This is a genomic window from candidate division WOR-3 bacterium (genome assembly GCA_016926475.1).
Taxonomy (GTDB): domain Bacteria; phylum SDB-A; class SDB-A; order SDB-A; family SDB-A; genus JAFGIG01.
This window is the reverse complement of the sequence record JAFGON010000061.1, coordinates 1-11,728: the sequence shown is the minus strand read 5'-3', so window position 1 is coordinate 11,728 and position 11,728 is coordinate 1. Positions and strand designations below refer to the sequence as shown.

Genomic DNA, 11,728 nt, shown 5'->3' with positions numbered 1-11,728 from the left:
TAATCATAGCTCTATTCCTCTTTTGGAATTTTGCGAAGATTTGCTTTTTCCATAAACGAGCAGCCCAGGATGCGAGAATCTAATCATTATTATTTCCCAGTTTTATTATTTCTGAAAAACATAGTATTCCATAAACGAGCAGCCCAGGATGCGAGAATCTAATCATTATTATTTCCCATTTTTATTATTTTCCTCTTTTCGTTTGAAGATCGGGAAAATGTTGACGAAGTCGGTCACAGTTTTGAAATCTTCTTTGCCTTTGAGAGCGTCAAATGTCTGTTTGGAAAATTTTGCCAATTCAGCCGAATTGTTGAAAGACCACAGTGAGTTTTCAACTTCTTTGGAAATGTAAAAAGATTTCAGGAAAATGTCCTTGATTTCCTTCACGGTCATTTTTTTGGTCTTCATCGGCGATACACTTTCGGAATACTCTTTGAAGACATCGGTCAGTTCTTCGTAGAATTCTTTGGAAACAATAGAATCTTCTTTCAAATATTTTCTATAAATTCTGGATAATGCTATCGCGGCTGTCTCGCTGGGCGATCTCGGATAGAATCTTTTTTTGGCTGACTTTTTTATCAGGAAATAGGCGAGGATCGCTATAGCAGTTACCCCGATGATTATCAGAGGTATGTACCAGAACCTCAGTGTGAGACCTATTAATTTTTTATAGAGAGGTTCGGGGGGTCTTGGAGGAAAATCGAGCCTAGGCCTCAAAGGTGAAAGCAGAGTGTCGTCTGGTCCGGTGAGGCTGGTAGTTATGAACACATGGATGATTCCCAGGGAGTCCGTCCATGAGGTGTCTTTGTCTAAAAATAGCGCAGGCGGGAGTTGTATCTGGACTGAATCCACTTGGGAGTAAATGGCTCCGGTTAAGGTGTAAACAGTCGTCAAACTGTCTTCTCCCCTCGTCAGAAGAGATTTTTCTGGAGAATTTTTAAAAATAAAAGGGTGCCAAAGAGAACTGTCCCTGGAAATTTCCGTGGAACACTGCCTTGGATGGGGGCATGAGATTTTTATCTGAAAATGCTCACCGAGGCCAACACTGTCCTTTGAAGCTTCAAAGGAACATGTTTGAGAAACCAGAACTAAGAAAAGCGTTTTAAAAATTATCATCTTTTTTTAACGCGTTGCTTGAAAAAACTGTGAAGTGCTATGATGTAATCTCTGTCGGTTCTGAGGTCCAGGATATCTACCTGTGTTCTGCTAAGAATTTTTCTGTGGTAATCCTTTTGGGCTTCGATTCTCGCTTTGAAGGCTCCGCGGAATGAATTTGAGGAGGAATCGACGAGTATTTCTTTTCCTGATTCAGGGTCCATAAGGTTGACCAGACCTACGTTTGGAAAATTTTCCTCGTAAGGGTCAGATATTCTGATCACAATGCAATCGTGTTTTTTTGCGAGGATTGACAGCGGTTTTGAGTAATTGTCGTCCTGTCCAAGCATAAAATCTGTAATTATGAAGATAATCGCTTTTGTGTTTATCAGCCCGTAGAGATTTTCCAGAGTCGATGAAAGTTTTGTCTGGCCGGAGGCTTTAGCGTTGGAAAGAATATCCCTGATTATGTGAAGGACGTGCTTTTTGCCTTTTCTCGGCGGAATATATTCCTGGACTGCTCCTGAAAAGGTCATAAGACCGACTTTGTCGTTGTTACTTATCGCGCTTAGAGCCAGAACTGCCGCGACTTCAGCGGCTATGTCAATTTTCAAAGGCGCCTGGTCGTCTTCATTTGATTTGAGGCTAGAATAGACCATAGAAGCCGAAGTGTCGACTACGAGGAAAACCTGCAATTCCCTCTCTTCAATGAATTCTTTAACGTAGAGCCTGTCGTTAGCTGTCCTCGCCGTAACATTCCAGTCCACGGAAGAGATGTCGTCGCCTGGTTGGTATTCTCTGACCTTGTTGAATTCAATTCCAAGTCCCCTGAAAGCGCTTGTGTATTTGCCGCCTATCGTCGTCTCGACAAGCTTTTTTGTCCTGATCTCAATGTCTCTTATTTTCTTCGAAATTCTTTTTTCGAGTGTCTTGTTCATGGTGTCGGTATTTTGGAGAGAATAGTTGAGATTATATGGTCTGTTGTGATTTTTTCCGCTTCAGCTTCGTAGGTTATTATAATTCTGTGCCTGAGAATGTCTTTGGCGATTTCTTTTATGTCGTAATCCGATACATAAGCTCTGCCCTCGATAAGAGCGAGTGCTTTGGCGGCTTTTATCATGTATATGGAAGCTCTGGGTGAAGCTCCGTAGGATATGAGCCCGTTGAGTTCATTGAGTTTGTATTTTGTCGGCCATCTCGATGCGGCGACAATCCTGACTACGTATTCTTTAATCGATTTTTCTACGTAAACGTTTTTTGTGAGTTCCATCAAATTCAGAATTGTCTCGGTTTCAACGACTGGTTGAATTTCTATCTCATCAGGTCTCGTCATCCTGTCGAGAATGGTCAGTTCTTCTTCCGGGTTCGGATAGTCTAAATTTATCTTGAGCATAAATCTGTCGATTTGCGCCTCTGGAAGAGGGTATGTCCCCTCCTGCTCGATGGGGTTTTGAGTCGCCATTACAAGAAAAGGTTTGGGTAGAGGGAAAGTAGTTTCGCCTATGGTCACCTGCCTTTCCTGCATGGCTTCGAGTAAAGCGCTTTGAACTTTGGCGGGAGCTCTGTTGATTTCATCCGCGAGGATGATCTGGGCGAAAACGGGGCCTTTTTTGGTTGAAAACGTGCCTTCCTTGGGGTTGTAGACGAGAGTTCCTATGATGTCGGCGGGTAAAAGGTCAGGGGTGAATTGAATCCTGTGAAAAACAGACCTCAGGGATTGAGCCAAAGTCGAAATAGTGAGTGTTTTGGCCAGACCTGGCACTCCCTCGATAAGCAGGTGACCGTCCGCTAAAAGACACACGAGAATCCTGTTGATCATTTTTTCCTGACCGACAATCCTTTTTTTGATAGACCCGATAATTGTGTCTATGAAATGCCTGTTTTCCTTGATTTCTTCTGAAATGGCTTTTATTTCACTCATGACTTCTTATCTCCTTTGATTTTTTTTTATGGTAAACGGATCAACGGTATATTATAATGAACTCTTGAAATAATGCAACGTGTTAGGTTTTTTTAGCTGTGATTAACGGAGGGGTTTTTCTGCCTAAAAATAATTTTAAAACGGCAAACTACGAAGAAGCGGGTTTTTTCAGCAAATTTCCCGTAGGTGTGCTTCTGCCTTTTATCCTGTTGATTGTTTTCTTTGTCGGTTCTGTTTTTTTTATTGATGTCATACCGAGGTCTGTGTTCCCTTTCGTCCGGCTTGCTGTTAAGGCAGGATTGTTTTTGACCTTGGTGTCGGTTATATTCTCTGTGCATGTCCAATTCAAGAAAAATCTGGTTTACAAACTGATGGCGGCAGGAGCGGTGATCTCGGTTTTTGCCTACCTGTTCTACAAGTTTCTGAGATGAACGCCTTTTCTTTGTTGCTCATTTTTTCTCTTTCAAATGTCTTTGCCCCGGGAGACGGAATAAAAGTCATAATTATGGCCGAGGAATCTCAAGACCGGGAAAACACATACACGATTCAAAACGATGGAACGATAATTCTCCCGGTTGTGGGAAGAATAAGCGTTGAAGGACTGACGATAGAAGAAGCCCAGCACGAGATATCCTTTCGTCTTAAAGACCTCTACAGAGACCCAACTGTGTTGGTGATACCTATATGGAAAGTCACTATTTTAGGGGAAGTAAAATCACCGGGAGTCTTTGAAGTCGAAGGCTCTGTCACCGCATCAAGGCTTCTCGCGTTGTCAGGAGGACCCGCTCAGAGAGCCGATTTGGCGAGAGCGGAACTGTTCAGAGACGGCGAAGAGATTCCCCTTAATCTGAAAACCTGCATGTCGATGTCCGGGACAGAAGGTGACATTGAACTTCAATCCGGAGATGTCATATACGTTCCAAAGGTATGGTGGCCTTCTTGGGGCGAGTGGGGGACGATAATGACAACATTGACTTTTTTGATAACTCTTTACAAACTCACTCAATAAGGGATTTATGCCTGAAATCAACGAGAACTCTGAAAACACTTCAGAACAATTGAACTTGTTCGACAACGCTATTGTAAAATCTGCCATAAGATACAGGTGGTTGATATTCGTCGTTTTTTTCGTGTCCCTTTTGGTTTCTATATATTCTGCGACCGGCGCGATGGATGTCTACAGCGCCACGGCGACATTGAAAATTGACTATGAAATGTCTGCCGCCACCGAAAACATTGGGTTGTGGGGGAACATGTTTCCCGGTTACAACTACAACGTCAACCCCATAAGCGACAAAATAGCTCTTTTGAGTTCCAGGACAGTGGCAGAAAGGGTCGTCAGAAAACTAAACAAGAATTTCGTCTATTACACGACCGGTTTTAAGAACCCCGGAGGCGTTTCAATAGAAATCTTTTGGCTTTTTGATGTGGTTCAGCCCGAATCTTTGTCGATCAAAATTACTCCCGACGGAGGTATGGTTGTTAAATGCACTGATGTCGTCTCTGGCGCCGAGACAGAAAGCGATTTTTCTTTGGGTGACACGGTGAAAACGGATAAAGCCGCTTTTCGTATCGACGCCTCTGAGGGCGACACAGGAACCGTTCATGTTCATTTAATACCCGTCAACCTGATGGCAAACGTGATGAGAGGACTTGTCTTCATCTCCAACGTCGAAGAGACCAACATGCTCATGATAACAGTCCGGCATCCAGATCCAGTCGAAGCGAGAAAACTCGCGAACTCTTTCGCGGAAGCGATGGTAGAATACGACATTCAAAGCGGCAGGCAGGTCGCAAAAAACGTAAGGGAGTTCATAGAAAGCCAGCTTCTCATAACAAGCAGCAGTCTTGAAAACGCGGAGAGAAAACTTAAAAACCTCCAGGAAAAATACGGATGGCTGACAGCCCAGACCGAGAAGACGAGAGTTGAACAGCAGCTCTCCGAACTAATCAAAATGCGCGTCAACACGATGGTCGAAGTCCGCGTTTTAGAAGAAAAGATCTCCACTTTGAAAAGACAACTCGAAGGTGAAGGCGCCATTTCTTTGTACGGGCAGTCACAGACCATACCCGAACTTAGTCTGAACCCTACTCTTCGCTCCATACAAGAGCAGATAAACAACTATGAAATACAAAAATCCGAACTTCTCGGGAAATACACAGAAAACCATCCGTCGGTCAGGCATCTCGATTCGGTGATTGAATATCTGAAAAGACAGATAGCTTCGGAAACTCAATCAATGATGGAGACATACGGAGCGGGTCCTGTAGACCCTGTTTGGTCTTCCGTAATCCAGGACTATGTCATTACGGAGGTGGAACTCGCATCATACAGAGCCAAGTTCGAAGCGCTAAACAGGACGATTTTGACAATCCAGTCCGAACTTGACAGCCTTCCGTCGGAAATAGCTGAATTTGAAAGAGTCTATAGAATGGTCGAAGTCGAAAAGCAGACTTACACTCTCCTCCTGCAAAAACTGCAAGAGGCTAAAATCTCAGAAGCCACGCAAGCCGGTAAGATATCTCTTGTCGACAGCGCAATGACTCCGATGAGACCCATCAGTTCAAAAAGGAAAAAAAACGTAATAATAGCGGGTTTTATAGGCATTGTCATAGGTTTTTCTTTGGCGTTTGTCCTGGACAAGCTCGACACGACACTCAGATACCCAGACGAAATCGAGACTTCCCTTAAAATAAAACTTCTCGGAATGATCCCAACGATATCAGAACCCAAAAGTACAGATTCCCACAATGTTTTGTCAACCGAAAAATCGATTCAAAACTCCCTGGTCGTTCATGTTTCTCCTAAGTCTCCTGTATCTGAAGCTTACAGGACGATAAGGACAAACCTGATGTTCAGCTCCATAGACAAAAAACTCAGGTCTATAACAGTCGCGAGCGCCCTGCCTAAAGAGGGGAAATCTACAACCGCCGCAAATATAGCCGTGACTTTCGCCCAGCAGGGCATAAAAACAGTTCTCGTCGACACAGATATGAGAAGACCGGTTCTTCACAACGTCTTTTCAGCAGACAGAACGCCGGGTTTGGTCGATTATCTTTTTGAATTAACCAAAATTGAAGAGGTGCTCAAACCCACCGAAGTAGAAAATTTGTCCCTAATTCCATGCGGCACTATTCCGCCTAACCCCTCTGAGGTCATTGCTTCGGAGAAAATGAACTTTCTAATAGAGAAAGGCCTGGAAAATTTCGACTTCATTGTGTTTGATTCCCCCCCGATACTCGCCGTCACCGACGCCGTCATACTGTCTAAAAAAACTGAAGGAACGGTACTTGTCGTCAGAGCCGAAAAGACGGATAGGGAAGCGGCAAAAGCGGCTATTAAATCGCTTCGCAACATCGAAGCCGAGATAAAAGGGGCGGTATTCAACAGCGTTGACATGACGGGAAAATACGGGTATGGATATTATTACAGGTACTATTACCAGTATCAATACGGTCACGATGGTGAAGGTGTAGATTCTGCTAAAAAGAACTTGATGCAAAAAATAAAGAAATTCTTTTTTTAAAACCGGCTCTGGAGTGAAAGAAGGGCTTGTGGTATATTTACATGTTTATTTTGAAAAAAGTATTGAGTCCAAAGGAAAGGAGATTATATGAAAAAGGCATTATTGGGAGCGGTCATGGCTGTGTTGGTTTTGGGGTCTTTTGCTTGCGAAAGCAGCGGATTGACTGCTTTGAAGGTTTATCTTCAGCAAAAGAGGATACCCGAGGCGATAAGAGAAGGCGAAGCTGCTATAGCTATGGAGCCGAACAACCCAGAGCCTTATTATTGGACAGGTGTTGCCTATGTCGAAAAACAGGAATATTCGACGGCTTGCTCTTATCTCGACAAAGCCGTACAAAGAGGCCTCGCCGTTGAAGAAATAACAAAAAGAGGTAAAGGCGAAGGCATAGACGCCTGGAATTTTTACCAAGTTTTCCTGGCTGGAGGGGTTCAGTCCCTCGGCGAGAAAAAATACGAAGAAGCCGCTTCTTACCTGAAATACAGCATTCAGATGGAACCGGATTCGGCGACCCCATACGCGATACTGGGCTCGATTTTCAAAGAAACAAAACAATTTGATTCCATGATGAGGTATTACGATCTGGCTCTGTCCATGGATCCCGTCAATTTTCCCGCAATAAGAAACCTCGGGATTTATTACATGACGGAAGTCAACGACTACGAGAAAGCGATTTCAACCTTTCAGAGCGCGCGAGTCCACCTCGACACTTCTGCGAGCCTGAATTACTATCTCGGGCTTTCCCACATCCAAAACGCCAACAAACTCGGATCCGAGGGAGACATTGAGGGCAGAACTTTAAACATGGACATGGCGGAAAAGGCTTTTGCGAAGTCTGCTGAGCTTGATCCAAGTTCGAGAAAAAGTGAAATTGCACTTTACAGGGGGATATGCCTGGTCAACTTAGAGAGGTATGAAGAAGCTATCCCCGTCATCAACGAAGCGCTCGAAGGAATCGACGACGCGGACCCAAACAAAGATAAACTTCTTTATAACCTCGGTTTGAGCTACAACAAGCTCGAAAAATACCAGGAAGCCGTCGACGCGTTGACGCTCGCCCTCGACATAAAGGAGGACGCGAAATACCTGAACCTAAGAGCCGACTGCTACAACAATCTCGGCATGAGGGAAAAGGCGCAGGAAGACCTCAGAAGAGCTCAGGAATTGATGAACTGACGGTATGAAAAAGCTCAATACAATTTTACTGATATTTATTGCCGGCTGTATGAGTTTTTCCGGTTACTGGGATAAAAGCCTCGGTTTGCTCAAAGAAAACAGACTTCCCGAGGCTATTTCTGTCATGGAGAACGAAGTTCAAAAGAAACCCTCCGACGCTTTGGTGAGGTTGAGATACGCGCTTGTCCTTCACAGATGTGGTAAAAACGTCCAGTCGGCTTTGCAGGCAGACACGGCTTTCTACCTTGGAATAGAAGAAGAAGAAGCGGTCTGTGAAGCTGAAAAAATGGGTGTTTCTTTTCAAGACGTATATTCCGGGGCCGGTTTTCAATTTTTGAGAGAAAATAAATACGACGATGCCGCGAGATGTTTCGAAAAAGCGGCATCCTTTTCTTCCGAAAAACCTTACTACCTCAATCTGGCGGGTGTTTCAAAACTCCATAGCGACAGTTTGCTGGAAGCCGCCGCTTATTTCAGGCAAGCCCTGCAGACAGACAGCCTTTACGAAGAGGCGAGGAGCAATCTCTCTCTTGCTCTTTTCAGGTCGGGCGATTTTCTCCAGGTGACCGACTTCCTCAAGAAATACCCGACTTTGAAACCCGCCGAATATTACATGCTCGGTACTTCCATGCTGGTGTCCCTCGATTCACAGGAGATTATCTTCAACAGTGGTGAAATTGAGACATATTTTGACTACGCCCTCGAAGACACGTCACCCGAGGTAAAATCTTCAACTCTCTACAACTGCGCTCTTCTCAAAATTTTTGTAGGCGATGACCAGGAAGCTATGAAGTGCTTTGCAGAAGCTACTGCTTTCGACAGCACATCTTTCTGGCTCTATTACAACTATGGGGTCACTCTGATGGAGAGCGGTTTCTATACAGAGGCAAAAAATATTTTCACGAGGGCGCTGGCAATAGACCCGTATTACGCCGACGCCTACACCAACAGAGGGATTTGCGGTGAGAAACTGGGCGACAGAGATAACGCCAAACTCGATTTTATAAGGGGAATGGAATTAAGGAAAGAATAAAAAACTTCCCGTTTGTCCTGCTTCTTTCAGCGCTTATGTTTTCCTGCGGATACAGGGCTTATTTTAACACATACTACAACGCGAAAAAATACTACAACACGGCTCTGAAAATGCGCAGAGAAGCCGCTCTTGCCGGCAGGGATACTTTGTTGGTGGGGATAATCGAACTAGATTCGGCGATTATAAGGTGCGGGAAAATAGTTAAATACTATTCTTCGAGCCCTTTTGTGGATGACGCGCTTTTCATGATGGGGAATTCGTTTCTTTTGAAAGGCGAATACCAGCTGGCAATCAAGAAATTCGAGGAGATCTACCAGTATTATCCGGCAAGCCCTTTTACCCCGAGAGCTTACTTGAATTCAGGCGTTGCATACACCCTTAAAGGCGAATATGAAATCGCCCTCGGGCAGTTTGTCAAAGCTTATATGACAGAAGATAAAGGAGTGATGCCGGAAGCTCTTTTTAATGAAATCAAGGTGTATGTTCTTTCCGAAGAGTACAACATCGCTCTGAGCAAGATCGGCGAGTTCAAGGAAAAGTTTACTAGAAGTTCTTTTTACATTCTCGTTTTACTCGAAGAGTCCGAGATATATTTTCAGAACGAAGACTGGATAAATCTTCTCGACCTGCAGGAAGAAATTCACGAAGTCGTAGATGAGAAGAATTTTTCTCTCTACCTTAAGACGAACCTCAGATTCGCGCAGGCCCTGAGATATTTGGGCAGGCTCGACGAGGCAATAGATGTACTTCGCGCCCTCAGGGCAAAGATGGGTCCCGGGACAAAAGACGCCGAAGTCGCTATAGAAATTGCTCATTGTCTGAGGGAGAAAAATAACTTTCAGGAAGCGTTGTCCATTTGCGATGAGATTGTCAAAACTTACCCCCGAACTACTGAAGCCGCAAAAGCTCTCTACCTTGCTGGAGAGATTTACGAAGAAAACCTTTCCGACTTCAAAAAAGCAAAAGAATTCTTCGATGAATCGCGAATGTCCAACCCCGACGATATCACCGCCGCCATGGCTATGAGAAGGGCGGCTTCTCTCGACAGGATTTTCATCTACGAGTCGCAGGTTGAAACAATGTCCTTCCAGGGAAGAGACACCATTGAATTTCTTCTCGCCGAACTCTACACATTCGAACTTAAAAACACAGTCCTGGGGGAGCAAAAACTTCTGCAAGTCATTGACAATTATTCCGAATCCGAATATTACCCGAAAGCCCTTCTCCTGTACGCCAACATTCTCGGCGACAAGGGTGAAAATGTCAAAGCGGATTCGATATTCAGACTCGTAATAGAGTTGTTTCCGTCAACCGAATATTCCCAATACGCGTATAACAAACTTTTGTATGCGGATACGAGCACGACTCAAGAAGAATGACAGGGTCGCAGAAAGAATCTGGCATCTTTCGTTTGAATTTCAAAATTCTTTGGAACTGATTCCTGGTCATTTTTTTATGGTGAAAATCAGTGAAGGTTTCGAATTCCGTCACCCTTTTTCGGTTCACACATTTTCGGGTGAAAGTGTGGATTTTCTCGTCGAGAGAAAAGGCGGTTTCACAAAATCCTTGACAGACATGCAAGTCGGTCAGAAAGCTGATTTGACTGGCCCACTCGGAAACGGTTTCAAAGTTCAAGATGTCAAGGCGATTTTCGCTCTAGGTGGAGGAATAGGGTCAGCTCCCCTGGCGGTGTTCGAAAAGACTTCTTTGAAAACAAGATACCTTGTCGGCGCGAGAAATGTCAATTCGTCTCCGGGTTACGGCTTGCCACCGGATAGGACCTATGTCGTAACGGAGGATGGGAGCTTGGGTGAAAAGGGAGTCGTCACGGACTACTTCGAAAAGTTTTACGAACAGGGTGAAGCGGTTTTCGCGTGCGGACCTGAAGCGATGCTGAGAAAAGTAGTTCAGATCTGCAGAGACAAAAAAGTTGAAAACGCTTTTTTTTGCCTTGAAGCATTAATGGTCTGCGGTATAGGAGCATGTGCAGGGTGCACAACAAGCCTTCTTAAAAACTCCAAAAAAGTTTGTTCCGATGGACCTGTCTTCAAATTAGAGGATTTGGTTTGATCGAACAGATTTTCAAGTTGAAAGGAGTAGATTTCAAACCTCCTGTTTTTCTCGCATCTGGAACAGCAGGGAACGGAATCGAACTTCTGGGTTTGACGGATTTTTCTTTTGTGGGTGCTGTGGTGACGAAAGCAGTCACAATCAATCCCCGTTCTGGCAACCCCCCTCCAAGACTCGCTTTCTCAGCACAAGGACTTATAAATTCAATAGGACTTGCCAACCCGGGACTTGAAGTTTTTATTAAAGAAATAATGCCGAGTCTTGAAAATTTTCCCGCGAAGATAGTCATAAACGTAGCTGGCGAGGAAATCGAAGATTACGTGGGAGTGATAAAAGCCCTGTCGGAGTTCGGAAATATCTCTGGTTTTGAAGTGAACATAAGCTGTCCGAACGTCAAAAAGGGCGGAATTAGTTTCGGAAAAGACCCCCTTTCCGCTCAAAAGCTCGTCGAATCCGTCAGAAAAGCTACCGAAAAACCTTTGATACTGAAATTGTCCCCGCACGGAGACGCATGGGAAACTATAGCTGTCGAGGCTGAAAAAATCGGCGTTGACGCGTTCTCTTTTGTCAATACCTATCCCGCTCTTGTGTTTGACGCCGCCAAAAGGAGGTTTGCTCTTGGCAACAAAACCGGCGGTTTGAGCGGACCGGCTATAAAACCGCTCGCTCTTTTCGCGGTTTACTCCCTGCGGAAGTTGACCTCACTTCCGATAATAGGCGGAGGCGGAATAGTTGATTACAAAGACGCCGTAGAGTTTTTTTTGGCCGGAGCAGACGCGATATCCGTGGGCACAGCTTTGTTTTCCGATCCGGATTCTCCAAAAGTTATTTTCGACGGGCTAAAAAAATACTGCCTGAAGCATGGATTAAATTCGTTTAATGAGATAAAATTGAAAGATGAAAAAAATT

Annotated in this window: 11 protein-coding genes; 8 read left to right on the top strand and 3 right to left on the bottom strand. The window is 44.4% G+C overall.

Features of this window, described 5'->3' with window-relative positions; all coding sequences use genetic code 11:
• Positions 1–168: 168 nt before the first annotated feature.
• From JXA84_06310 to JXA84_06300, 3 genes are read right to left on the bottom strand one after another with little or no spacing between them, the layout of a single operon-like run.
• Positions 169–1,116 carry a hypothetical protein gene (locus JXA84_06310; protein ID MBN1150817.1) on the bottom strand — a complete coding sequence of 316 codons (948 nt, stop codon included), beginning with the start codon at positions 1,114–1,116 and terminating at the stop codon, positions 169–171.
• Positions 1,113–2,033, bottom strand: coding sequence for a DUF58 domain-containing protein (locus JXA84_06305; protein MBN1150816.1), 921 nt, complete (start codon positions 2,031–2,033; stop codon positions 1,113–1,115). Before JXA84_06305 ends, JXA84_06310 begins: the two co-directional genes overlap by 4 nt.
• Complete coding sequence (locus tag JXA84_06300; protein ID MBN1150815.1) at positions 2,030–3,016, bottom strand: MoxR family ATPase; 987 nt, start codon at positions 3,014–3,016, stop codon at positions 2,030–2,032. Before JXA84_06300 ends, JXA84_06305 begins: the two co-directional genes overlap by 4 nt.
• Before the next feature lie 98 nt (positions 3,017–3,114).
• Here JXA84_06300 and JXA84_06295 point away from each other — a divergent pair, with 98 nt between their 5' ends.
• From JXA84_06295 to JXA84_06260, 8 genes are all read left to right on the top strand, one after another.
• Positions 3,115–3,447 (top strand): hypothetical protein, encoded by a 333-nt coding sequence (locus tag JXA84_06295; GenBank protein MBN1150814.1) that lies wholly within the window; start codon positions 3,115–3,117, stop codon positions 3,445–3,447.
• Positions 3,444–4,025, top strand: a complete 582-nt coding sequence (locus JXA84_06290; protein ID MBN1150813.1) for a polysaccharide export protein — start codon at positions 3,444–3,446, stop codon at positions 4,023–4,025. The genes JXA84_06295 and JXA84_06290 overlap by 4 nt, the downstream gene beginning before the upstream one ends.
• 7 nt (positions 4,026–4,032) lie before the next feature.
• On the top strand, positions 4,033–6,543 hold the full coding sequence (locus tag JXA84_06285) for a polysaccharide biosynthesis tyrosine autokinase (GenBank protein MBN1150812.1): 2,511 nt from the start codon (positions 4,033–4,035) through the stop codon (positions 6,541–6,543).
• An 87-nt stretch (positions 6,544–6,630) separates the two neighbouring features.
• Positions 6,631–7,716, top strand: coding sequence for a tetratricopeptide repeat protein (locus JXA84_06280; GenBank protein MBN1150811.1), 1,086 nt, complete (start codon positions 6,631–6,633; stop codon positions 7,714–7,716).
• 4 nt (positions 7,717–7,720) lie between these two features.
• Positions 7,721–8,749, top strand: coding sequence for a tetratricopeptide repeat protein (locus JXA84_06275; protein ID MBN1150810.1), 1,029 nt, complete (start codon positions 7,721–7,723; stop codon positions 8,747–8,749).
• A gap of 35 nt (positions 8,750–8,784) precedes the next feature.
• Entirely contained in the window at positions 8,785–10,128 is a 1,344-nt protein-coding gene (locus JXA84_06270) for a tetratricopeptide repeat protein (GenBank protein ID MBN1150809.1), read from the top strand.
• Between the two features lie 76 nt (positions 10,129–10,204).
• A complete protein-coding gene (locus JXA84_06265) occupies positions 10,205–10,819 on the top strand; it encodes a dihydroorotate dehydrogenase electron transfer subunit (protein MBN1150808.1) in 615 nt (204 codons plus the stop codon).
• Positions 10,816–11,728: dihydroorotate dehydrogenase (locus tag JXA84_06260; protein ID MBN1150807.1), on the top strand; the 913-nt coding region annotated here is incomplete at its 3' end. The genes JXA84_06265 and JXA84_06260, both read left to right, overlap by 4 nt.

Coding starts and splice junctions, on each gene's coding strand:
- JXA84_06280 (MBN1150811.1), top strand. CDS start 6,631: ATGAAAAAGGCATTATTGGGAGCGGTCATGGCTGTGTTGGTTTTGGGG.
- JXA84_06285 (MBN1150812.1), top strand. CDS start 4,033: ATGCCTGAAATCAACGAGAACTCTGAAAACACTTCAGAACAATTGAAC.
- JXA84_06290 (MBN1150813.1), top strand. CDS start 3,444: ATGAACGCCTTTTCTTTGTTGCTCATTTTTTCTCTTTCAAATGTCTTT.
- JXA84_06310 (MBN1150817.1), bottom strand. CDS start 1,116: ATGATAATTTTTAAAACGCTTTTCTTAGTTCTGGTTTCTCAAACATGT.
- JXA84_06270 (MBN1150809.1), top strand. CDS start 8,785: ATGTTTTCCTGCGGATACAGGGCTTATTTTAACACATACTACAACGCG.
- JXA84_06265 (MBN1150808.1), top strand. CDS start 10,205: ATGGTGAAAATCAGTGAAGGTTTCGAATTCCGTCACCCTTTTTCGGTT.
- JXA84_06305 (MBN1150816.1), bottom strand. CDS start 2,033: ATGAACAAGACACTCGAAAAAAGAATTTCGAAGAAAATAAGAGACATT.
- JXA84_06275 (MBN1150810.1), top strand. CDS start 7,721: ATGAAAAAGCTCAATACAATTTTACTGATATTTATTGCCGGCTGTATG.
- JXA84_06300 (MBN1150815.1), bottom strand. CDS start 3,016: ATGAGTGAAATAAAAGCCATTTCAGAAGAAATCAAGGAAAACAGGCAT.